Source organism: Tardiphaga sp. (genome assembly GCF_028290495.1).
In the GTDB taxonomy this organism is placed as follows: Bacteria; Pseudomonadota; Alphaproteobacteria; order Rhizobiales; family Xanthobacteraceae; genus Tardiphaga.
In genome coordinates this window covers 1-20,119 of record NZ_JAQGJT010000050.1, presented here as the reverse complement: position 1 = coordinate 20,119, position 20,119 = coordinate 1, and the positions used below count along the sequence as shown (strand labels likewise).

General features: G+C 63.8%; 25 protein-coding genes. 11 read left to right on the top strand and 14 right to left on the bottom strand.

All coding sequences use genetic code 11. The annotated features are described in order from the left end of the window. Positions 1–108: 108 nt before the first annotated feature. Positions 109–558: a DoxX family protein gene (locus tag JWQ24_RS09630; protein WP_299807024.1), complete on the top strand. Its 450-nt coding sequence runs from the start codon at positions 109–111 to the stop codon at positions 556–558. 2 nt (positions 559–560) lie between these two features. On the opposite strand, the gene JWQ24_RS09625 is transcribed toward JWQ24_RS09630, so the two are convergent. The 3 genes from JWQ24_RS09625 to JWQ24_RS09615 form a co-directional block, all read right to left on the bottom strand. Continuing rightward, positions 561–1,115, bottom strand: coding sequence for a dihydrofolate reductase (locus JWQ24_RS09625; RefSeq protein WP_299807022.1), 555 nt, complete (start codon positions 1,113–1,115; stop codon positions 561–563). A 13-nt stretch (positions 1,116–1,128) separates the two neighbouring features. Beyond that, the gene (locus tag JWQ24_RS09620; protein WP_299807021.1) at positions 1,129–2,070 is read right to left on the bottom strand and encodes a polysaccharide deacetylase family protein; all 942 of its coding nucleotides are present in this window, start codon (positions 2,068–2,070) and stop codon (positions 1,129–1,131) included. A gap of 154 nt (positions 2,071–2,224) precedes the next feature. Continuing rightward, positions 2,225–3,871, bottom strand: a complete 1,647-nt coding sequence (locus JWQ24_RS09615; protein WP_299807019.1) for a L,D-transpeptidase family protein — start codon at positions 3,869–3,871, stop codon at positions 2,225–2,227. A 194-nt stretch (positions 3,872–4,065) separates the two neighbouring features. On the opposite strand from JWQ24_RS09615, the gene JWQ24_RS09610 reads away from it, so the two are divergent. Beyond that, positions 4,066–4,614, top strand: a complete 549-nt coding sequence (locus JWQ24_RS09610; protein ID WP_299807017.1) for a CreA family protein — start codon at positions 4,066–4,068, stop codon at positions 4,612–4,614. A 10-nt stretch (positions 4,615–4,624) separates the two neighbouring features. Here the strand turns inward: JWQ24_RS09610 and JWQ24_RS09605 are convergent, their stop codons facing one another. Together JWQ24_RS09605 and JWQ24_RS09600 are read right to left on the bottom strand one after the other, a co-directional pair. Beyond that, entirely contained in the window at positions 4,625–4,783 is a 159-nt protein-coding gene (locus JWQ24_RS09605) for a hypothetical protein (protein WP_299807015.1), read from the bottom strand. Between the two features lie 232 nt (positions 4,784–5,015). Beyond that, positions 5,016–5,327: a hypothetical protein gene (locus JWQ24_RS09600; RefSeq protein ID WP_299807013.1), complete on the bottom strand. Its 312-nt coding sequence runs from the start codon at positions 5,325–5,327 to the stop codon at positions 5,016–5,018. Between the two features lie 14 nt (positions 5,328–5,341). Here JWQ24_RS09600 and JWQ24_RS09595 point away from each other — a divergent pair, with 14 nt between their 5' ends. The 3 genes from JWQ24_RS09595 to JWQ24_RS09585 all read left to right on the top strand — a co-directional run bounded on the left by JWQ24_RS09595 (position 5,342) and on the right by JWQ24_RS09585 (position 6,513). After that, positions 5,342–5,500 (top strand): hypothetical protein, encoded by a 159-nt coding sequence (locus JWQ24_RS09595; RefSeq protein ID WP_299807011.1) that lies wholly within the window; start codon positions 5,342–5,344, stop codon positions 5,498–5,500. A 33-nt stretch (positions 5,501–5,533) separates the two neighbouring features. Continuing rightward, positions 5,534–5,902 carry a hypothetical protein gene (locus JWQ24_RS09590; RefSeq protein WP_299807009.1) on the top strand — a complete coding sequence of 123 codons (369 nt, stop codon included), beginning with the start codon at positions 5,534–5,536 and terminating at the stop codon, positions 5,900–5,902. 200 nt (positions 5,903–6,102) lie between these two features. Beyond that, positions 6,103–6,513, top strand: coding sequence for an ester cyclase (locus JWQ24_RS09585; RefSeq protein WP_299807036.1), 411 nt, complete (start codon positions 6,103–6,105; stop codon positions 6,511–6,513). A 46-nt stretch (positions 6,514–6,559) separates the two neighbouring features. Here the strand turns inward: JWQ24_RS09585 and JWQ24_RS09580 are convergent, their stop codons facing one another. Beyond that, positions 6,560–6,814 (bottom strand): DUF6719 family protein, encoded by a 255-nt coding sequence (locus tag JWQ24_RS09580; protein ID WP_366521425.1) that lies wholly within the window; start codon positions 6,812–6,814, stop codon positions 6,560–6,562. Further along, positions 6,814–6,966 carry a hypothetical protein gene (locus JWQ24_RS09575; protein ID WP_299807007.1) on the bottom strand — a complete coding sequence of 51 codons (153 nt, stop codon included), beginning with the start codon at positions 6,964–6,966 and terminating at the stop codon, positions 6,814–6,816. The genes JWQ24_RS09580 and JWQ24_RS09575 overlap by 1 nt, the downstream gene beginning before the upstream one ends. A 145-nt stretch (positions 6,967–7,111) precedes the next feature. Between JWQ24_RS09575 and JWQ24_RS09570 the strand changes: the two genes are divergently transcribed. Next, a complete protein-coding gene (locus tag JWQ24_RS09570) occupies positions 7,112–8,392 on the top strand; it encodes an ArgE/DapE family deacylase (RefSeq protein WP_299807005.1) in 1,281 nt (426 codons plus the stop codon). 56 nt (positions 8,393–8,448) lie between these two features. Here the strand turns inward: JWQ24_RS09570 and JWQ24_RS09565 are convergent, their stop codons facing one another. Next, entirely contained in the window at positions 8,449–9,234 is a 786-nt protein-coding gene (locus JWQ24_RS09565; RefSeq protein ID WP_299807003.1) for a cobalamin-binding protein, read from the bottom strand. 107 nt (positions 9,235–9,341) lie between these two features. On the opposite strand from JWQ24_RS09565, the gene JWQ24_RS09560 reads away from it, so the two are divergent. Then, positions 9,342–9,740 (top strand): PaaI family thioesterase, encoded by a 399-nt coding sequence (locus JWQ24_RS09560; protein WP_299807002.1) that lies wholly within the window; start codon positions 9,342–9,344, stop codon positions 9,738–9,740. A gap of 173 nt (positions 9,741–9,913) precedes the next feature. Beyond that, positions 9,914–10,531, top strand: a complete 618-nt coding sequence (locus tag JWQ24_RS09555; protein ID WP_299807001.1) for a GNAT family N-acetyltransferase — start codon at positions 9,914–9,916, stop codon at positions 10,529–10,531. An 87-nt stretch (positions 10,532–10,618) separates the two neighbouring features. On the opposite strand, the gene JWQ24_RS09550 is transcribed toward JWQ24_RS09555, so the two are convergent. Both JWQ24_RS09550 and JWQ24_RS09545 read right to left on the bottom strand, forming a co-directional pair. Next, complete coding sequence (locus JWQ24_RS09550) at positions 10,619–10,912, bottom strand: hypothetical protein (RefSeq protein WP_299806999.1); 294 nt, start codon at positions 10,910–10,912, stop codon at positions 10,619–10,621. 104 nt (positions 10,913–11,016) lie between these two features. Further along, positions 11,017–11,706, bottom strand: a complete 690-nt coding sequence (locus JWQ24_RS09545; RefSeq protein WP_299806998.1) for a DUF2161 family putative PD-(D/E)XK-type phosphodiesterase — start codon at positions 11,704–11,706, stop codon at positions 11,017–11,019. Between the two features lie 361 nt (positions 11,707–12,067). Between JWQ24_RS09545 and JWQ24_RS09540 the strand changes: the two genes are divergently transcribed. Continuing rightward, positions 12,068–14,047 (top strand): DEAD/DEAH box helicase, encoded by a 1,980-nt coding sequence (locus tag JWQ24_RS09540; protein WP_299806997.1) that lies wholly within the window; start codon positions 12,068–12,070, stop codon positions 14,045–14,047. Positions 14,048–14,225: 178 nt separating this feature from the next. Here JWQ24_RS09540 and JWQ24_RS09535 read toward each other — a convergent pair whose 3' ends face one another. Together JWQ24_RS09535 and fabG are read right to left on the bottom strand one after the other, a co-directional pair. Then, the gene (locus JWQ24_RS09535; protein ID WP_299806996.1) at positions 14,226–15,449 is read right to left on the bottom strand and encodes a multidrug effflux MFS transporter; all 1,224 of its coding nucleotides are present in this window, start codon (positions 15,447–15,449) and stop codon (positions 14,226–14,228) included. Between the two features lie 123 nt (positions 15,450–15,572). Further along, positions 15,573–16,253 carry a 3-oxoacyl-ACP reductase FabG gene (fabG, locus tag JWQ24_RS09530; RefSeq protein WP_299806994.1) on the bottom strand — a complete coding sequence of 227 codons (681 nt, stop codon included), beginning with the start codon at positions 16,251–16,253 and terminating at the stop codon, positions 15,573–15,575. A gap of 103 nt (positions 16,254–16,356) precedes the next feature. On the opposite strand from fabG, the gene JWQ24_RS09525 reads away from it, so the two are divergent. Continuing rightward, positions 16,357–17,040 (top strand): SGNH/GDSL hydrolase family protein, encoded by a 684-nt coding sequence (locus JWQ24_RS09525; protein ID WP_366521424.1) that lies wholly within the window; start codon positions 16,357–16,359, stop codon positions 17,038–17,040. Positions 17,041–17,054: 14 nt separating this feature from the next. Here the strand turns inward: JWQ24_RS09525 and JWQ24_RS09520 are convergent, their stop codons facing one another. Further along, positions 17,055–18,227: an MFS transporter gene (locus tag JWQ24_RS09520; RefSeq protein WP_299806990.1), complete on the bottom strand. Its 1,173-nt coding sequence runs from the start codon at positions 18,225–18,227 to the stop codon at positions 17,055–17,057. Positions 18,228–18,467: 240 nt separating this feature from the next. Here JWQ24_RS09520 and JWQ24_RS09515 point away from each other — a divergent pair, with 240 nt between their 5' ends. After that, a complete protein-coding gene (locus JWQ24_RS09515; protein ID WP_299807032.1) occupies positions 18,468–19,256 on the top strand; it encodes a tetratricopeptide repeat protein in 789 nt (262 codons plus the stop codon). Between the two features lie 3 nt (positions 19,257–19,259). Here the strand turns inward: JWQ24_RS09515 and JWQ24_RS09510 are convergent, their stop codons facing one another. Beyond that, a complete protein-coding gene (locus JWQ24_RS09510; RefSeq protein WP_299806988.1) occupies positions 19,260–19,913 on the bottom strand; it encodes a peptidoglycan recognition family protein in 654 nt (217 codons plus the stop codon). Positions 19,914–20,119: the final 206 nt, after the last annotated feature.

Here is a 20,119-nt window from a genome sequence, read left to right as displayed (position 1 = left end):
CGAATGCGCTATTATCGACCGACGATATGACCGTTTGAAAATTGCAACGGGAGCGATCATAGTGCGCAGGTACTGTGGTTCGCATTCGTGCCGTTCAACGAGGTCATCATGCCCGCGTTTATTACTTTCGGCCGCATCCTGTTTGCCGTGATCTTCATTGCGTCCGGCGCCTCCAAGTTTCTCGATCTCGGCGCCACCACCGAGATGATCGCCGGCAAGGTGGTGTTCCCGGATGTCGTGGCGCCTTATGTGACGCAGTTGCAGGCGTTGACCGGCATGCCGATGAACCAGATGCTGGCGATCGCCGCCGCGGTCGTCGAATTGCTCGGCGGTATCCTGATCGCGCTGAACATCGGAGTGCGGTTCTTTGCGATGGTGCTGGTGCTGTACGTGATGGCCGCGACCTTCTACTTCCATGACTTCTGGAACCAGACCGGCGTGGAATTCAAAAACAACATGATCCACGCGCTGAAGAACCTGTCGATCATCGGCGGACTGTTCATCATCGCCGGAATCGGCCGCGGTCCGCGGTTCGAGCCCGCCTACAACGAAGTGTAGCGCTACGTCCGCCGCCACGCGGTGACGGTGACGTCATGTTCCGCGTCGAGGATCTGTACTTCGCTGGCCGCAAGGCCGTGGCTGGCCAGGATCGCCTGCGGCGATTGCGCGGGCACGCCGGGGAAGCAGGGTCGACCATCGGGCAGATCGACCCGTGGCGCCTGTGACAGCCAGAACACGTCGTAGCGATCCATGAACATCGCGTAGATCGCCGGGCCGCCGATCACCGCGACCGTGCCGGCATGGATGCCGGCGTAGGCGCAGGCTTCCTCAAACGTGGCGCCAGCCGGATTCCACAGCGTTGCTTGCGCATTGTCCGGATCGGGCGCGATCGTGTCGATGCCGTGGCTGAGCACGATCCGCTTTCGTCGGGGCGAGTTCGGCTGGTCCTCGAACGAATGCCGGCCGTGCACGATCAGGTCGGCGCGGTCGAGGCCTGCGGTGAAAAACGTCAGGTCGCCGCGGAATTTCAGCGCATCGGGCATCACGCCCGTGCTGTCTGCAAGCATGCCTTCGGCGGAGACGATGACGTAGCCGTTGTAACGAAAAGGCGACATTGAGCAGTTCTGGCTATTCCGAGATCGTCTTGACGACGCTGTTGACCGGGAGCGTCGAGACGGTCGGCAGCTTGGCGTCCTTGACGATGGCTTCGTCATAGGAGGCGATGGTCTGCACCGGCGTCTTGGCCCTCATCAGCACCACCTTGTAGCCGCCGGCCTTGAGGCGGCGCAACAGCGTCGGCAGCGCCTCGGCGGTGTGCTTCTGGAAGTCGTGCATCAGAATGATGCCCTTGCCCAGTCTGTCGAGCTTGGTCATCACATTGCTGACCACCTGTTCGGACTTGCGTGTCTTGAAGTCGAACGAGTCGATATCGCAGGAGAAGATCGCCATGTTGCGGCTGCCGAGATAGGTGACGATCTCCGGCGGGTGTTGCAGCGCCGGCGCGCGGAAGAACGGCGCGGGCGAAAAGCCTAGCGCCCATTTTACGGCGGAAAAACCCTTCTCGATTTCGTCCTTGCGCTGCTGCTCGTTGAGCTTCTTGCTGTTCAGCGCAATGTGTCCCCAGGTGTGGCCGCCGATGGTGTGGCCTGCGGCGGCGACCTGCTTCAGCACTTCCGGATAGTAGGTGGCGTGCTTGCCGATCGGGAAGAACACGCCCTTGGTGCATTCGTAGGCCAGCGCCTTCAGCACCGTCGGCGTGGTGGTCTGCCACGGGCCGTCGTCGAAGGTCAGCACGACCTCCTTGTCGCGCAGGAAGTCGAGTTGCTTGAAATGCTCGAAGCCGAAGCCCGGTCCGCCGGTGGTATCGATCTCGACGACGCGGCTGACGCCGAGCGCGTCAGGGTTGGCGCAGCTCGATTTGGCGGGCGCTGGCGCAGGAGTAGGAGGCGCGGCTGGAGCAGGGGCTGCTGCGGGAGCGGCCGGTGGGGCGGCCTTCGGCGCCTGCGCGTAGGCGCCGGCTGCACATAACGTAACGACGCCTGCAAAGATCAAACCTGCCGTATTGCGCATGGCATACCCCTGGAACGACCGATCACCGCGGGGGCCAGACCCGCCGGGTTGAACGGACATTGGTTCGTTCGGCGAGCATAACGTGATTTACGGGGATGACGCCACGGCCTCCGGCCTTATCCCCAATCGGTAGTTATGCGCGAAGCGGTCATGCTCAGCGCAGCGGGACGACGAATTCAGTGCCCTGGCCGGTTTCGCCGCCGGCGCTGATACCGAGATCGGAGACGATGATCGAACTTCCGGACGCCAGCGACTCCGCGATCTGAGCCATCGCGTCCGCCGGGATCGAAAGCCGGTCCAGCGCCTCGGTGGCGCTGTTGGGAACAGGGGCGGGCGCTGATGTCATTTCGATCGCGCCGGCCGAGCGGCGACGACGCGTGCGGCCGTCGTCTTCCTCGTTGCGCACAGCGACGCGCGGCGTCGGCATCGAGACCACCGACCATCGGACGTTCCTGGCGTCGTTTTTATCGACGTGCGCCGTGAAAACATGGGTGCCGAGCGGGCGATCGCTGGCGGCGATCGTCACCGGCGTCTCGAACAACGGTGCGTAGTTCTGCCGGACGTACATCTTGCCGTCCTTGCGGCTGACCAGCACCGCGATCTGGCCGCTGCGCTTCGGCGCGGCATCGACGACGGGGGCAGTCGTTGGCGCGGGGGCCGTCACGGCCTTCGCGGCGTCGTCCTTTGCCGGTTCCGGCTTGGTCGTTTCAGCCGCGGGCGCGACGTTCTCAGGCGGCTTCGTTTCAAGCGGGTTGACCTCAGGGGCCTTGGAACCGGTGGTTTTGGCTTCGACCGGCAAGGCGCCGTCCGCTTTGACGTCGGCCATCGCCAGCTCGACGGCGCGCGCGGCATCCGCATCGACGTCGCGGCGGGTAATCATGATTGTCTTGCTGCCCGGCTTCGCCGTTGCAGGAGCGTCCGACATCGTCGCGGCGCCGAACTGCAGCGTGATCGCGCCGCTGGCATCAGCGGTCTGGCTCTGCTCGCGTTCGCGCTTCGCCTCGATAGCGCTGCGGCTCTCGTTCATGTCGAGCGTGGGCTTCAATTCCAGGCTGGCCGAGGACATGGCTGGCCGGGATTCCGCGGCGGGGGCCGGCCGATCGGCTCTCGCCTTCGGCATTTCCTTGGTGTCGACGGCGGCCGTCGGCGTCGTCGCCGGATCGGGCTTGCGGGTCGCCAGCAGCGGGTGCGCGAAATCGACCGGCGAAATCTCGCCGGGGGTAATCACCACCCGCGCGCCCATCCGGGTCCAGCCCCACATCTTGGTGGCGAAGGCCATCGGCATGCGGATGCAGCCATGCGACGCCGGATAGCCCGGCAGCATGCCGGCATGCATCGCGATGCCCGACCATGTTACGCGCTGCATATAGGGCATCGGCGCGCCGCTATAGATATTGGAGCGGTGATACTTGTTCTTCTGGATGATGCTGAACGCGCCCATCGGGGTCGAATGGCCCTTCATGCCGGTCGAGACCGGGCTCACCGCGAACAGCCCGTTGGCGTCGTACACCTTGAGCATCTGGCGATCGATCGAGATCGAGATTACCACCGGGCCGACCGGCTTGAGATTTTCGCTGACCGGCTTTTCCAGTCGGACTGCGGGACGTTTGATCTTCTTCGGACGCGGCGCCGGCTGGACCGGCTCGGCCGACATCATCATCGGGTCATCGTCCGACCAGAACACCGCCGCATGGGTCGGAATGCTCCAGGCGACACCGGCGATGGCGATCAAGGCAGTCCGGAGCAGGGCACCATTGCGGTGTGGAGTAGCGGAGGTCGATGAATCCAGAAATGCGTCCACGCCAATATCCTCGAATCCGGTATTTGAGTAAGTCTCGCAGGCGCACAAAGGGTTCACCAGCGCGAGACTTCAGCTACCAGTGATTTGGCGATAATCGTAACAAAAAAGCCTCACATTGAATTAACAGCCGGGCTTCCCGACTTTCCAATCTCGCTGCAATGCCTAGATAATCGGCAACGCTCACGGAGACTTGCATGACAATCGACAGTTCCCGCGTTTTGGCCCGGTTCTTCACGGGCGGAGTAGTTGCGCTGCTCGCCTTCGCTGCGCTTTTGGCCACACCGGCCAGGGCCGCCGACGAACCTGACCTGATCTTCCGGCGCTCGACGGTGTTCAAATGGCTGAGCCCGAACGACAAGCTTGCCACCTACGGTGTCGACGATCCCGAGATCGAGGGAGTCGCCTGCCACTTTACCGTGCCGGAGCGCGGTGGTTTCAAGGGCTGGCTGGGTCTGGCGGAGGAAGTATCGGACATTTCGCTGGCATGTCGCCAGATCGGCCCGATCGCCTTCAAGGGAAAAATGGAGCAGGGCGACGATATGTTCCGCAAGCGCCGCTCGATGTTCTTCAAGAAGATGCAAATTGTGCGCGGCTGCGATGCGAAGCGGAACGTGCTGGTCTACATGGTCTATTCAGACCGCATCATCGAAGGCTCGCCGAAGAACTCGACATCGTCGGTGCCGATCATGCCCTGGGGGCAGACGAATGCAGCGATCGCCAAGTGTGGCGATTTCGTGCAGTAGCGCAGGAAGTTTATTCCGCGGCCTGATCCAGTGAGCGCTTCAGGCGCAGCCGTAATACGGCTTCGGCCTGCGCCTCGACCAGCGCCTGCGGGCTGCGGTAGCCGACCAGTTGCACCATGTTTTGCGGGTAGCATTCGTTACCATGCGCGCCGTAACCCTGCTGCGACATGGCTCCTAAATTCCTGGCGGGCGCACGTTCCGGGCGGATGGGGGGGCGTTCAGTTCCGCCGGCCGGAGTTGCGCTACTCTCCTGCGTGCTGCTGGTTCCCACGGCTTCAATCCTTCTGCTGGTGTCGTCGACAACGCATGACTGCCTGAAAAGGTTGCGCACGCTTGTACCAGTCGCTTTAGACAGCCTTTGGTTCGATTTTATTAATGCAATGTGACCACCAGAAATTGTTTTAGGTCAAATCCGGGGGCGGCAAGTTCGAGAACTTGCGAATCAACCGTGGCATCGACGCACCGCGGCTTGACGATTCAACGCCGGTCGTCAGCCGATGGCTGCTCATTTTTGATCGCGTCGGACGGCGCGATTGTGCAGTGGCCGAAGGGGCGACACCGAAAAATCTTGGCTTTTTCGCGCTGTGTTTCGTCGATCCTCCCTTGATGAAACAATTCTGCCCGATGGCGAAACCATTTTCCGCTTCAAGGCAGACACCCGGAAACAGCCGGCTTGTATCCATTTGCCAACGATACGGTGGATAGTCGCTCAACCGGAGACCGTCAGATGCGCACCCTCAGTTTCATGCTCGCTTTCGGTCTGTTGCTCGCGGGTCCCTCGATGGCCGGATCGGCCAACACGAGCCTGCCGGGCATCGGCGCCTTCTCCTACAACGGCCCGTCCGTGCCGACCGACGCACCGATGCAGGTTGCCGCCACTCGCTGATCGATCGTGTAACCGACAACAGAAATCATCATCATGAAAATGACACTCGTGTTCGCCGGTCTCGTCGCTGCGCTCGCGGTCTCCGCAGGGAGCGCGCAGGCGCAGGTCTGGTCATGGAAGAAGCTGCCGGATCAGCGCGGTGAATTCGTCCGGCTGTGCTCGCCACATATGGTCGGGCGCTGGGAACATCCGGAGGCGGTGTGCGGCTGCCTGCACGACCACGCCGTGGCGAATGTGCAGGACAGCGACCTGCGCGAGGCGCTGCTGCGTGGCATCAGCGAGCATGGTGTGCCGACCATTGATCGCGAGTGGATCCCGGCCTCAAAACAGTCGATGATCAACGCGACCTTCAGCCAGATCGCGCGCCCGACGCTGCAATGCATGTTCGAGCCGGCGAAGTAACCGCCGTCCCCCATGATCGCGAGGCATCGTCTTCTCGCGACGAATTGATGCGGTTGGCTCGTTCGTTGCGCCACGGCCTGTCGTCGACCGCCCCCGGCAATGTTAGCGTGCTGCGTCGGCTGCCATCCGGTGGCCTCGGTGAGGGGGGGCTGATGACATACGCGTTGATCGTTGCGGCATGCGCGGCGCTGATATCGGGCATGGCGGGGAGCGCCGCATCGGCCGCTGACGCCGCGACGATGGAAGCCAACAAGAAAGCGGTGCTGGAGTTTTACGACAAGGGACTGAACCAGAAGGACTATGACGCCGCCGCCAAATTCCTTGGCCCGCGTTACGTCCAGCACAATCCCAACGCCCAGGATGGCCCGGAGGGCTTCAAGGCGTTCCTTGCCTTCCTGCGCGAGAAATTTCCGGACTCGCACAGCGACATCAAGCAGGTGTTCGCCGACGGCGACTATGTCATCCTGCACGTTCATGCGGTGCGCGAAAAGGGCACCCGCGGCAACGCCATCATCGATATCTTCAAGCTGGAGAACGGCAAGATCGTCGAGCACTGGGATGCGGTGCAGCCGATCCCGGAAAAATCGGCGAATACGAACACGATGTTCTGAGCGCCCGCGCGGCGTCGTCCTCGCGTAAGGGGGACGACGGGCGGCTCTATCGCTTCTTGGTGCCGAGCCGCGGCACGCATTTCTTGACGCGGGTGACGCCGGTCGTGGTCAGCGTGGTGCCAACGACTTCCTTGATCTGGCCGGCAGGGCAGGAGCCGTCGTCGACCTGCACACGCTGGCCGAGCCGCACGTCCGGGATGTCCTGCTCGCGCGGGAAGATCGCTATCTGGGCCACGGCCGGCACTGCCATTGCCAGCGCGGCGACCGAAGCAAACAGAAACAGAGCGGGGCGCGTTGCCATCATTTGTTCTGCACCTTGAGACCATCGGGGCCGAGATTGATCTGCAAGCCGGTCGGCTCTTTCTTGGTCTGGTACAAATTGTAGCCGAGCACACCGATGCCCACCACCAGCGCGCCGATGATCAAAAATAGCACGTTGCGGTTGCCGGGCATGAACGTCTCCGAGAGGCTGACCTGAGCATCGACTCTAGAGATGCCCTCCCGATTCTCCTAGCCGGCAAAAGTACCTGCAACGTGGTCCGAAATGTGCTTGGTGGGCCGGGTTGTGAATAGATCACCGACCCGGAGCCTAGATCGTATGACTGCCACTGACCTCCACCGCAAAATCCTCGATGCCGTCGATGCCGCTTTCGACGCGCAGCTCAAGACCACGCAGGATTTCGTTGCGATTCCCTCGACCCGCGGCGCCGAAGGCCCGTGCCAGGACATGATCGGCGATTTGCTGCGTGAGCGCGGCTACGAGGTCGACGACTGGCATATCGATGTCGAGGATCTCAAGGACCTGCGCGGCTTCGGCCCGATCGAGCACGATTTCTCCAAGGCGCGGACCGTCGTCGGCACCTATCGGCCGACCACCAATACCGGCAAATCTCTGATCCTGCAGGGCCACTGCGACGTGGTGCCGACCGGCCCGCTGGAGATGTGGGACAACCCGCCGTTCTCGCCGATCATCAAGGATGGCAAGATGTATGGCCGCGGCGCCTGCGACATGAAGTCGGGCACCATCGGCGCGCTTTACGCGCTGGACGCGATCAAGGCCGCCGGGCTGAAGCCGACGGCGCGCATTCACTTCCAGTCGGTGATCGAGGAAGAGTCGACCGGCGTCGGCGCGCTCTCCACCTTGCAGCGCGGCTATCGCGCCGATGCCTGCTTCATTCCTGAACCCACTGCCGGCAAGATGGTGCGTTCGCAGGTCGGCGTGCTGTGGTTCCGTTTGAAGGTGCGCGGCTTCCCGGTGCATGTGTTCGAAGCCGGCGCCGGCGCCAATGCGATCAAGGCGGCGTATCATTTGATCGAGGCGGTCGAGCAGCTCGAGATCGACTGGAACAAGCGCGCCGAGTCCGACGTGCACTTCAAGGCGGTCAATCACCCGATCAACTTCAACCCTGGCATCATCAAGGGCGGCGACTGGGCCTCCAGCGTGCCGGCCTGGTGTGACGTCGATTGCCGCATCTCGATCCTGCCGGGCTGGTCGGTTGCCGACGCGCAAGCCGAAATCCTCGCTTGCATCAGCAAGGCCGCGCGCGACCATCGCTTCCTGTCGAACAATCCCCCTGAAGTCGAATGGTCGGGCTTCCTCTCCGAGGGCTATGAGCTGAAGAACGCCGCTGCACCGGAAGCCGCGTTCGCCAAGGGCTACGACACGGTCTATGGCGGCTCGACGCCGGACCTGGTGTTCACCGCGCTCACCGACACGCGGTTCTACGGCCTGAACTACGACATCCCGAGCCTGTGCTTCGGCGCAGACGGGCAGGCAATGCACGGCTTCAACGAATATGTCGATCTGGAGTCGCTGCGCAAATCGACCAAGGCGACGGCATTGTTCATCGCCGAATGGTGCGGCGTCGAGAAGGCCTAGTTTTCAGGCACAACTGGTTTCCCGGACGCGTAGTGCACCGCGTCCGGGGAGCGGTGCTAACCCTCAGGCCACAGCGCCGCCACGATAGCATCCAGACCATCCGTCAGCGCTGCCGGGCCGGGCTGCAGGATCAGCGGCGATTTGATTTCGACGATGCGATTGTCGCGCACCGCGGGAATGTCGCTCCATCCCGGTCGTGTCCGTATTTTTTCCGGCACGACCTTCTTGCCGCACCATGAGGCGAGGATGATGTCGGGAGCCGCTTCGCGCACGGCGTCTGCTGAAACGATGCGGTCCTTCGCGGCTTTCTGCCATCGCAGATCGGGAAACACGTCGTCGCCGCCCGCGATGGCGATCAGTTCGGAGACCCAGCCGATCCCCGAGATCAGCGGATCGTCCCATTCCTCGAAGTATACTTTCGGTCGCAGTCTTTGCCGCGACGCCCTGGCTATGTCCGCGAGGCGCAGCTCATAGCTCGACGCCAGTTGCTCGGCCTTCGCGGCGGCGCCGACCATCGCCCCCAGCATCCGGATCATCGCCAGAATGCCGGCGATGTCGCGCTGGTTGAAGACGTGCACCGCGATGCCAGCGCGGATCAATTCGGCGGCGATGTCGGCCTGCAGGTCGGAGAAGCCCAGCACGAGGTCGGGATCAAGCGCCAGGATTTTCGGCACGTCCGCAGAGATGAAGGCCGACACGCGCGGCTTCTCGCGCCGCACCTGCTTTGGACGCACAGCATAGCCGGAGACGCCGACAATGCGGTCCTGCTCGCCGAGCAGATACAGCGTCTCGACGGTTTCCTCGGTCAGGCAGACGATGCGGCGGGGCGGGAAATGGCGCATCGGATCATATGAAGCCAAACAAAACGCTTGTCACGATGCGTCCTCGCCGCGAAATTTCCCGGCAAGTCCCCGCGATCACGACGGGGCATTCAGGGAGCAAGCTTTCGATGTCTTTGCTGGACAAAATAAACGGGATGAAGATGCCGTTTTCCGAACTGATGGGCGTCATTTTCACCGAGGCTGAACCGACCCGCGTTGTGGCGACGATGCAGGTGCGCGAGGACCTTTGCACGCTCGGTCATTCGATCCATGGCGGCGCAGTGATGGCGCTGGCCGATGCGGTGGGGGCGGCGGCGACCGTGATCAACCTGCCGGCGGAGGCCAGGGGCACCACGACGATCGAGAGCAAGACCAATTTTGTCGGCCGCGCTGCGGCCGGCAGCACGCTGCGTGCGATCGCTACGCCGGTTCATGTCGGGCGTCGCACCCAAGTGTGGCAGACCCGTATCGAGAGCGAGGATGGCAAGCTCGTCGGTATCGTGACGCAGACCCAACTGGTGTTGTAGTCGGCGGGGCGTTCAGGCTTTGCTAACCATGACGTGCCGCGTCAGAGGCTTTTGATGCCGACAATTGAGGCGGCGCAGACTCTTGAAATGCATGCTGCGTTGCACAATATTGGTTCCATTGCCGGACCAGGGATTCGAACGCTTTCCTCGCAGGCGCTTTCGAGGATTTCACGATGCAGAACGTTGCGATTGCCAAGTTTCCCGCCCCCGGTGTCGTGCGCATTCTCAGTGCCCGTGAATTGCCCCTGTTTCGCGAGCATCTGTTGCGGCTTGACCAGGATAGCCGGCGCGACCGTTTCAACGGCTCGCTCGACGATGATTTCCTGAAACGCTACGCCGCGAAGTGCGTCAGCGACGGCACCATCATTCTGGGTTATTTCGAACACGACGTGGTGCGCGGCGCGGCCGAGCTGCACCAGGCCGATCTGTCATCCGACTCGCTGCCGGAGATTGCGTTCTCGGTCGAAGCGATCGTGCGGCGGCGGGGCGTCGGCTCGATCTTGTTCACCCGTCTGATCGCGAAAGCGCGGTCGATGGGCTTTCCCACGCTGCGGATTACCACCGGCGCACAAAACGATGCGATGCGGGCGCTGGCGCGGAAGTTCGGCGCGAAGCTGTCATTCCGGCACGGCGAATCCACGGGAAATATCGATCTTCAGCAGGCGCCGGTGCCCGGCGCGATTCCGCAGCCGCGCGCGTCCGCGCTCGACATCGCGCGCGCGGTGTCCGACTACAACCGGGCCTATTGGAGCTTGTGGTTCGGGATGTACAGGATGCGCAAACCTTCCTGAGAAGGCGCCTTTCTGAAAACAAGTCTTCCTGGGAAGAACCTTGCGGGCAGGGCGTTGTCGTCCTGCCGTCGGCAACCGAAGCGCGGATCAGATTCGCTTGTCGTTGCCGAATTTGCGCGTCACGCGGCGCTCCACCACGATCGAACGCTGCGCGCCCGGTTCGCCGGCGATCACGCGCGTCGTGCGCAGCGAGATACGGCTGGCCTTCTTCACTTCGCTCTGCACGTCTTCGAGCGGCATGCCCATCAAGGACGCGGCGATCTCGGCCTGTTGGTCGAGGTCTTCGGTAATGCCCATCGCGGCGAAGATGGCTTCTTCCAGGGTCGGCGGATCGCGCTTGACGCGACGCGTGCCGTATTTCGTATTCCAGTCTTCGCTCATCACTCGCCTCATGTTGATTTGCGATAGGTAACGAAACCCATATTGCATTGCAATATGGAATTACTGCGACAATACAGCCATGCAAATCGCGTTCCCGCGAAAGCTCAGTTTTTAACCAGTTCCGCAGCCGCCATCACGGCGCGCGCTGGTTGCGGCCAGCGTTTCAGCGCGGCATGGCCGGCGTCGGTCAATGAATAAATACCGCGGGTGGCGCTGACAAACCAGCCGTAGACGTTGCGATGCAGGATCTTCTGCGCATCGGGATAGTCCGGCGTCAGTTCGCGCACCTTGCGCGGGCCGGGCGCCAGCATCGCGGCGCAGGCCAGCGCCTGCTGGCGATAGGCGGTCATGATCGGCGCGCGGGTGCTGCCGCCAAGCGCGGGGTCGCCCAGCCGTTTCGTATGCTCGACAACGAGGCGCGAGCGCTTCTTCGGATTGCGCCGCGGCGTGACGGCGTTCGGCGCCACCAGCACTTCGACATTGCCGGCGTCGGTGACTCCGAGCATGCCGAAGCCGAGCCGGCGGCACAGGTTGCGATAGCGTGCGTCGCTCTCGCGGCCCTTGCCGCGGATCGATAATTTTGCCGCCAGCCACACCTCGTCGCAGGCGCCGGCGCGCTCGACGCCCTGCAGGATCAGTTCGAGGTTGAACGTCAGCTTCAATTCGCCGATCACCACCACCGGCGGGTCGTCGCCATTGATCGCCACGAGGTCGCAGCCGCCGATCTCGCCTTTGACGGTAAAGCCAAGGCCTTCGAGGAAGTTTTTGACCGGCAGGTAAAGCGTGGTTTCCAAGGCGATATCCGTGAGGCGATGGCGGGGAATCCGCGACTCACCAGGCGACTCTACCCCCGTTCACGCGCGGCGGCAGCCTCAGGGATCCGGTTCGGCGGCTGGATCGCCTGGCCGCGATTTCCCTGAAAAGGGCGCATAAACGGCTCTGATTGCGGTATTTTCGTCTTTTTGTCCGCACATGGCAGCAATGATTGGCGTTTTGCTGCAAAGCAGCGTAAAGCACGCTCGATCCCGATACGCACCGGACTCCTGGACCCGACGTGACCGCCATTTTGAAGGGCGGCAGATTCGTTTCCGTTTGGTCCCCGAGTATCCCGACGTGTCCCGACCGCCAAGCGGTCCACAACCAAGGTAAATCTCCGTGACATTTCTATCGACAGGTCCGTCGCTCGCCCGCGCGTTGGCTGAGCGTAACTACAGTGAATCCACCCCCGTGCAGTCTGCCGTGCTGGCCGACGATGCTGCCGGACGCGATCTTCTGGTTTCCGCCCAGACCGGCTCCGGCAAGACCGTCGCCTACGGTCTGGCGATTGCCGACAATCTGCTGGAAGGCGCCGAGAAGCTGCCGAAGGCCGGCTTGCCGCTGGCGCTGATCGTCGCCCCGACGCGCGAACTCGCGCTGCAGGTGCACGGCGAACTGACCTGGCTCTATAAATATGCCGGCGCGCGCGTCGTCTCCTGCGTCGGCGGCATGGACCCGCGCAAGGAACAGCGCGATCTGGCCGAAGGCGCGCACATCGTCGTCGGTACGCCCGGCCGTCTCTGTGACCATCTTCGCCGCAACCGTCTCGATGTCTCGCAGCTCAAGGCCGTCGTGCTCGACGAAGCCGACGAAATGCTCGACATGGGTTTTCGTGAGGATATGGAGTTCATCCTCAAGACCACGCCGTCGACCCGCCGCACGCTTTTGTTCTCGGCAACGCTGCCGCGCGGTATCGTGGCGCTTGCCAAGCAGTATCAGCAACAGGCGTTCCGTGTCGAAGTCGCGGGCGCCGACGGCGGCCATTCCGACATCGAATACCGCGCCATCCGCATTTCGCCGAACGACGTCGACCACGCCGTCGTCAACGTGCTGCGCTACTTCGAATCGCAGAGCACCATCGTGTTCTGCAACACGCGTAACGCCGTTCGTCATTTGCAGACCGTGCTGCAGGAGCGCGGCTTCTCGGTCGTCGCCCTTTCCGGCGAACTGACCCAGAACGAGCGTACTTCGGCGCTGCAGGCGCTGCGCGACGGCCGCGCCCGCGTCTGCGTCGCCACCGACGTCGCCGCACGCGGCATCGATCTGCCGAATCTCGGTCTCGTGATTCACGCCGATCTGCCGAACGACGCCGAAGTGATGCAGCATCGCTCGGGCCGTACCGGCCGCGCCGGCAAGAAGGGCGTCAGCGTTCTTCTCGTGCCGCCCGCGCGCAAGCGCCGCGCCGAACTGCTGCTCAATCTCGGCGGCATCGACGCCGTGTGGGGCTCTGCGCCCACCGTCGAAGAGATTCGTACCCTCGATCAGCAGCGCATGTTGAAGGACACGCTGTTCACCGAGGAAACCACCGAGGAAGATCTGGTGCTGGCCAAGGCGATGCTCGCCGAGCGTTCGCCGGAAGATATCGCCGCCGCTCTGGCGCGACTTTATCGCGCGCGTTTGCCGGCGCCGGAGGAGGTGCAGGATCCCGGTACGTTCCGCGGCCGCGAGGATCGCGGCAATTCGCGCAACGACCGCGACTCCCGTGGCCAGGATCGTACCGAGCCGCGTGCGGTTCGGCCGAAGTCGAAGCCGCGCGAGAGCATGGGCGAAGGCTCGATGTGGTTCCGCGCCGCCATCGGCCGGCAGAAGAACGCCGAAGCCCGCTGGCTGCTGCCGATGATCTGCCGCCGCGGCGGCATCGAGAAGAACGACATCGGTGCGATCAAGATCTACGACGCCAATTCCGAATTCGAGATTTCGGCAGCGGCGGTCGAGAAGTTCCTGGTGATGGTCAAGCGCCCGGACAAAGAAGACAACATCCGCATCGAGCCGCTGCCGAACGGCCCGGAAGGCGCGATCGCCTCATCCCGTCCGAACCCGGAAGACCGCGACTATTCCAATGCCAAGCGCAAGCCGAGCTACAAGTCGGACGGTGACCGGCCGGACTTCAAGGACAAGTCGTCCTACAAGGAGAAGTCCTGGAACGACAAGCCGCAGGGCGAGCGCAAGCCATATGCGGGCGACAAGCCGCGCTATGAGGGCAAGCCGAAGTTCGACAAGCCGCGCGCCGAGAAGCCGCCTTACATCGCCAAGGCGAAGCGCGATGGTGCGGAGCCCGTCTTCAAGCCGGCGTTCGGCAAGAAGAAGAACAAGGCCTGATCGACAAGGGATCGCGGCGGCAACGCCGCGATCCGGTTATTCTGAAGCCCGGACGAGAACTGACGCCTTCGCTTTGCGAGTACGGTGGACAGTCGCTTATCCGGGCTTTTTTGCGCGATGTCGCGGCATGAGGTTCATCGGAGGCAATGCCTCCGACCTGCCGCCATGTTGACCGTGGTTAGCCCGCTTGCGTGATCGGTTTTCCGCCGCTGCCGGAAGGCAGCAGCCACAGATAGATCCCGCCGGCGCTGAGAGCCATGACAACCATCATTCCCGTCATCACCAGCGCTGGATGTCCGAACGGTTCGAGCATCGCAATCAGGGCGCTGGCGAAAGCGCCCATCGTCATCTGCAGACAGCGCATCACGCCGGACGCCGAGCCCGCGACATGGGGCAGATTCCGCAACGCCTCGTGGGTGGTGCTCGGTCCAATGAGGCCGTAGGCAAACAGGCTCAGCGTCATCAGCGGCATCAAGGTCCACGTCGCCACCGCAGCGGTTGTCACCAGCGCCAGCGCCGCTACGGCGCTGCTGACCATCAGCATCAGGCCGAAGGCCACGATCCTGCGGGACGCGACATGGCGTTTGCTGAGCTGCCCGCTGACCAACGAGGCGACCAGCACGCCGCATGACGTTACTCCAAACAGCAACGAGAACGCGGTGGTCGAGAGGCCCAGGCTTCCGATCAGGACTGATGGTGCGCCGGAGACGAAGCTGAACATGCAAGCAAAGGCGCAGGCGTAGAGCAGGGTGTAGCCGACGAAAGCGCGATCCGTCAGGACGTTTCGGTAGCTGTCGAACAGCTTCGCCGGATTCAGCGATCGCCGCATCGCGACCGGCTGCGACTCTTCCACGCTGCTGATCGCGACGATCAGCAGCAGCAGGCCGATGGTTGCCTGTGCCGCGTAGATCATGCGCCAGCCGCTGAAACTCATCACCCAGCCGCCGAGCACCGGCGCGAACATCGGCGCGATCCCCACCACCGCTGCGATCCGCGACAGCTGATGCCGCGCCGTGCCGTGCTCGAACACGTCGCGCACGATGGCGAACGGCAGGATGGCGCAGGCGCCTGCGGCAAGTCCCTGCAGCATACGGCACACCAGCAGCACGGTGAACGATGGCGCCCATGCACAGGCGCCGGCCGCGATCGAGAACAGCAGCAGCCCGTCAAGCAGGATCGCGCGGCGGCCGAAGCGGTCGGCGAGCGGACCGCAGATCAGTGGCGCGCTCGCAAAGCCCGCCAGGAACAGGCTGAGCGTCAGCGGGCCGTTTCCGGCGGCGTCAGCAAAGGTGGTTTCAATCGCCGGCAGGCCCGGCAGTCCCATGTCGATCGACAGCGGCGGTAACGCGGTCAAGGAACCGAGAAAGGCGGTAAAGGCAAAACTGTTATGCCGCAGGGCCACGGAGAATCCTTGAGTGAAGGTCGCAGATGTTTTTATGCGGCGTTCACTCTGCTCGGCGCAACGGTATGCGAGTTTGTCCAGGATCAAAGATGGCCGCCGTCAATCTCTGCGGCGGTCGCGGCTTCATACCCGCCCGGCGACCGGGACCAGCGCTCCGGTGACGGCGCTGGCGGCGTCGCTGGCCAGGAACAGGATCACCTCGGCGAGTTCGTTCGCGGTCACCCATTTTGAAAAGTCTGCGTTCGGCATGTCGCGACGGTTGGCTTCCGTGTCGATGGTCGAGGGCAGCACCGCGTTGACGGTGACCTTGCCCTTCAGTTCGGCGGCCAGCGCTTCCGTGAGCCGGTGCACGCCGGCTTTCGAGGCCGCATAGGGTCCCATCCCGGCGCCGGCCTGCAGCGCACCGATGGCGCCGATATTGACGATCCGCCCCGCACCCGCCGCTCCCAGATGCGGGATCGCCGCGCGAGAGGCGTTCAGCGCGGTCAGCAGATTGAGCCGGTGCATCTTCTCCCAGCTATCATTGCTGCCGCCGTCGACGTTCTCGAACGCAAACGCGCCGGCAATGTTGAGCAGGACGTCGATCCCTCCGAAATGTGTCGCGGCGGCTGCGATCGCCTGGCCGGCCTGTGCGGCATCGGCGAGGTCGATGCCGCCGATCTGCAGGAGTTGCGGCGTGGAGGCGGGCAGTTTGGCGGTATGGTCGATCGCGACAATGGTCGCACCGCGGGCGAGCGCCATCTCGACCACTGTCCGGCCGAGCGCGCCGGAGGCGCCAGTGACGACGATGATTTTTCCGGTCATGCGGTTTCCTTCGACGGCAGGCACGACAATTGATAGAAAAAGAACAGGTCGCGCGTGCGGACGCAAGAGGTGACCGGGGTGGTTCGTCAACGGAGGGGTGCGCATGTCGGAGCCGAAAACGCCTGCCGACGTGGTGCGCTTTCCCCGCGAATTTCCCAACCTTAAACACGCTATCGAGAGCGATGTTCCCGTCAGGATCATCGCCGTCGGGTCGTCCTCGACCGCGGGCAGGGAAGATATCCTGCCCTATCCGTGCTGGCTGCAATGGGCGCTACGGAGAACCCATGGCAAGATGATCGATGTGATCAACCGCGGCGTCGGCGGCGAAGAAGCGCCCGAGGAGCTGCAACGCCTTAGCCAAGCCGCTGCAGAGAAGCCGGCGATGATCATCTGGCAGGTGGGGACCAACGCCATTTTTCACGAAGAAAACTATGCCGGCGGACAGGTCGCGGCGGCGATCGAAAAGGGGCTCGACGCCATCTGCACGCCCGACATCGATGTGCTGGTGATGGATCTGCAATATGCGCCCGCGTTGCTGTGGCCGGAGAAACGCGAGGCGACGCTGGCGATGGTAGAGCGGATCGCCGAGATCGTGGCGGCGCGGCCCGACAAGAACCTGCAACTGTTCCGGCGCTTCTCGCTAATGCAGTACTGGCACGAGATCGACGGCATCTCCTTCGACCGCATGACCGATCCGACCGATGAAGCCCGACTGCACCAGAGCGAATGGAGCACGCGCGCGGTCTCCTTGGAGCTCAGCCATGCCCTGACCGAGGCGGTCAAATAGCAGGTTGCGGCGCGCTACTCCGCCGGGCGCAGTTGCACCGGCATCACGCGGCGGTTGGCGAAAGTGCTGAGCGTCAATGCCAGCGCCACGGCCGCGACCATCGCGCCGAGCAGCGGCAGTTGCGCATAGTGCACACCAGCGTTCAGCGCGGCGCCACCGATCCCGGCGCCGACCGCGTTGCCGAGATTGAAGGCGCCCTGGTTCAGGGTCGAGGCCAGGTTCGGTGCGTCGGTGGCAGCATCGACGACCCAGATCTGCAGCGGCGATACCAGTGCGAAGGCGAGGCCACCCCACAGGATCAGCAGGATCAGCGTCGGCACCGCCGACTGGATCGCCAGCGCCAGCAGGACCAGTACTAACATCACGCCGACGAAGGCCCCGATCACCGTGCCGAGCAGGTTGCGGTCGGCAAGGCGGCCGCCGACCAGGTTGCCGATGGTGAGGCCGACGCCGATCGCCAGCAGTGCGCCGGTGACGCCGTGCGGCGTGAGACCGGTGACTTCTTCGAGCAGCGGTGTGATGTAAGTGAACAGGCTGAACATGCTGACCGAGGCGATGGTCGAGATCAGCATCGGCAACAGCACCGGCCAGCGCCCGAGCGCGCGGAATTCGCGGGTCAGGCCGCCGCGTGTGCCGGGCAGGCCGGACGGCACGTACCGGATGATAGCGAGGCCTGCAATCAGGCCGATCGCCACCACCGCCCAGAACGCCGCGCGCCAGCCGGCGGCCTGTCCCAGCGCCGTGCCGAACGGCACGCCGAGCACATTGGCCAGGGTGAGGCCTGCGAACATCAGCGACACCGCCTGCGTGCGTTGTTCGCGGGGCACCAGATCGCGCGCAACCACCGCGCCGATACCGAAGAAGGCGCCGTGCGAGAACGCCGTGACGATCCGCGCAGCCATCAGCAGCCCGTAGGTCGGCGCCAGCGCGCAGCCGAGATTACCGATGATGAACACCGCCATCAGCGCCAGCAAAGCGGTCTTGCGCGGCAGGCCGGCGGTGGCGATCGCGACCAATGGCGCACCGACCACCACGCCCATCGCGTAGCCGGAGACGAGATGGCCAGCCTGCGGAATGGTCACGCCAAAATCGCCGGCCACGTCTGGCAGCAGGCCCATGATGACGAATTCGGTGGTGCCGATGCCGAACGAGGCGGCGGCAAGCGCCAGGATGGGTTTGGAGATCATGTCAGTTCCGAACTCGCAGCCTGTATGCTGCGATGCAATATGGACAGAAGTGGCATGGGGAGGGCGATTTGGCGAGCGCTGCTACAGGGACGCAGCGTTGCACCGCCATGTCATCACAATGTCGAAAACACCCCGCGCTTGTCGGCACGGGGGCACCGCCATAGGGTTGCGGCAACGACCATGCGGATGCCCAATGTGAAGATGAACCGAATTGCTGCCTGCTGCATTGCCGGTCTTGTGATGGCGCTGGTGCTGCCGACGGAGCGTGCGCAGGCGCAATCCGCCGATCTCGTGCTGTGTGATCGCCTCGCCGCAGATCCTTCCGACCCCGACAAGCCAGCCGACGTGCGCGGCGCTGCGGAGATCGCCAAAGCGGACATCGCCACCGCGATCAAGTTCTGCCGCACCGCCGGCGGCGGTTCGCGCCGCGCGCTATACCAGCTCGGCCGGGCTTTTGCCGCCAATGCGCAGATGGCTGAGGCGATGGCGGCGTGGCGCAAGGCGGCCGACAAGGGCAGCACCTCGGCGATGGTCGAACTCGGAGTGATGTATGGCACCGGGACCGGCGTGCCGAAGGACGAGGCGCAGGCGCGAAAACTGTTCGAACGGGCGGCCGAGGCTGGAAATCCGCGCGGCGTCGCCAATCTCGCCGCGGTCTCCGGCGGAGCGTCGGCCGATCCGGCGCGCGGTCGTGCGTTGCTGGCGAAGGCTGCGGAGAGCAACCCGGAGGCGCAGTATCAGCTCGGCATGATGCTGGCGGAAGGCAGCGGCGGTCCCAGGGACGAGGTCGCCGCGCGCGGCCTGTTCGAGAAGGCGGCGGCGCAGAACCATGCCGCGGCGCTGGAGCGGATCGGCGCGTTCGCGCAAAGTGGCGTTGGCGGGCCGCAGGACAAGGCCGCGGCGAAAGCCTATTATGAACGATCGGCGGCGCTCGGCAATGACGACGCCAAGGCGGCGCTGAAGCGGCTCGAATGCCCCTATGTGCTGAAGGACAAGCGCGGCAACGTCGTCAGCAATCTCTGCTTCTGAATTCTACGGTGTCTTGTCGGCGTGGGCGACATTGTCGAGGTTCTGCGTGCGTGCCAGCCGCGCCAGCTCGCAGCCCTCGCAATAGCGGTCGTCCTTGTAGTCGACCCAGTTGTGCGCATAGACGCGCTCGTTGGGGATATTGTAGCGGACCTGCAGCACGCGGAAGAGGATGCGCCAGGCGGCGGTCTGCGCGTCGGTGGCGGGGCGGCGCACATTGGGATAGTTGCCGACGAACTCGACGCCGATCGAGGAAGCGTTATCGACCTGCCCGTAGGTGCCGGCATTGTCGATGAACTTGTTGTCGTTGCGGTTGCCGTCGCGCAGGTGGATGGGCACGGCGAACTCCGCTACCGCCCAGTACACCGTGCCGTCGGTCTCGACCCAGATGGTGGTGCCACGGCGGTTCGGCCGCTGCATCTGCGCCAGCGCGCCGCGATAGGCCGAACCGGCCGAGCCTTCGCTCTGATGCACGACGATGTTGCGCCATTCGCGCGCCAGCGCCAGATCGCCCCACGGCGTCAGCCAGACGATGTTGAGGCCGGGAATGTCGGGGGTGCCGCGGGCGCGGGCGGCGATCTCAAAGCTGGACGGCGCCTGCGCCGCCAGCGGACCGGCAGCGACCATCGACAGCAGAACCAGGATGACGCGAAAGATCATGCCCCTCGATCCCAAAGCGTGGCGTCACGCTTCGGACAGCCTAGCTGACCTTTTCCGCGAGTCAAACCGCTTTGCGCCCGGCATCCTGTGACCGGGCGCAGGCAATCGGGGCCTCCTGCTAGTTGAAATAATCCGGCAGGACGACACCGGCGTAAAACTTGTCGCCGCGGATGGCGCTCTTGAACGTATCCGACTTGTAGGCTTCG

Coding starts and splice junctions, on each gene's coding strand:
- JWQ24_RS09560 (WP_299807002.1), top strand. CDS start 9,342: ATGTCTTTGCTGGACAAAATAAACGGGATGAAGATGCCGTTTTCCGAA.
- JWQ24_RS09510 (WP_299806988.1), bottom strand. CDS start 19,913: ATGATCTTTCGCGTCATCCTGGTTCTGCTGTCGATGGTCGCTGCCGGT.
- JWQ24_RS09605 (WP_299807015.1), bottom strand. CDS start 4,783: ATGTCGCAGCAGGGTTACGGCGCGCATGGTAACGAATGCTACCCGCAA.
- JWQ24_RS09580 (WP_366521425.1), bottom strand. CDS start 6,814: ATGGCAACGCGCCCCGCTCTGTTTCTGTTTGCTTCGGTCGCCGCGCTG.
- JWQ24_RS09515 (WP_299807032.1), top strand. CDS start 18,468: ATGGCGCTGGTGCTGCCGACGGAGCGTGCGCAGGCGCAATCCGCCGAT.
- fabG (WP_299806994.1), bottom strand. CDS start 16,253: ATGACCGGAAAAATCATCGTCGTCACTGGCGCCTCCGGCGCGCTCGGC.
- JWQ24_RS09625 (WP_299807022.1), bottom strand. CDS start 1,115: ATGTCGCCTTTTCGTTACAACGGCTACGTCATCGTCTCCGCCGAAGGC.
- JWQ24_RS09550 (WP_299806999.1), bottom strand. CDS start 10,912: ATGAGCGAAGACTGGAATACGAAATACGGCACGCGTCGCGTCAAGCGC.
- JWQ24_RS09610 (WP_299807017.1), top strand. CDS start 4,066: ATGACAATCGACAGTTCCCGCGTTTTGGCCCGGTTCTTCACGGGCGGA.
- JWQ24_RS09595 (WP_299807011.1), top strand. CDS start 5,342: ATGCGCACCCTCAGTTTCATGCTCGCTTTCGGTCTGTTGCTCGCGGGT.
- JWQ24_RS09575 (WP_299807007.1), bottom strand. CDS start 6,966: ATGCCCGGCAACCGCAACGTGCTATTTTTGATCATCGGCGCGCTGGTG.
- JWQ24_RS09565 (WP_299807003.1), bottom strand. CDS start 9,234: ATGCGCCATTTCCCGCCCCGCCGCATCGTCTGCCTGACCGAGGAAACC.
- JWQ24_RS09525 (WP_366521424.1), top strand. CDS start 16,357: ATGTCGGAGCCGAAAACGCCTGCCGACGTGGTGCGCTTTCCCCGCGAA.
- JWQ24_RS09520 (WP_299806990.1), bottom strand. CDS start 18,227: ATGATCTCCAAACCCATCCTGGCGCTTGCCGCCGCCTCGTTCGGCATC.
- JWQ24_RS09620 (WP_299807021.1), bottom strand. CDS start 2,070: ATGCGCAATACGGCAGGTTTGATCTTTGCAGGCGTCGTTACGTTATGT.
- JWQ24_RS09555 (WP_299807001.1), top strand. CDS start 9,914: ATGCAGAACGTTGCGATTGCCAAGTTTCCCGCCCCCGGTGTCGTGCGC.
- JWQ24_RS09585 (WP_299807036.1), top strand. CDS start 6,103: ATGGCGGGGAGCGCCGCATCGGCCGCTGACGCCGCGACGATGGAAGCC.
- JWQ24_RS09590 (WP_299807009.1), top strand. CDS start 5,534: ATGAAAATGACACTCGTGTTCGCCGGTCTCGTCGCTGCGCTCGCGGTC.
- JWQ24_RS09570 (WP_299807005.1), top strand. CDS start 7,112: ATGACTGCCACTGACCTCCACCGCAAAATCCTCGATGCCGTCGATGCC.
- JWQ24_RS09630 (WP_299807024.1), top strand. CDS start 109: ATGCCCGCGTTTATTACTTTCGGCCGCATCCTGTTTGCCGTGATCTTC.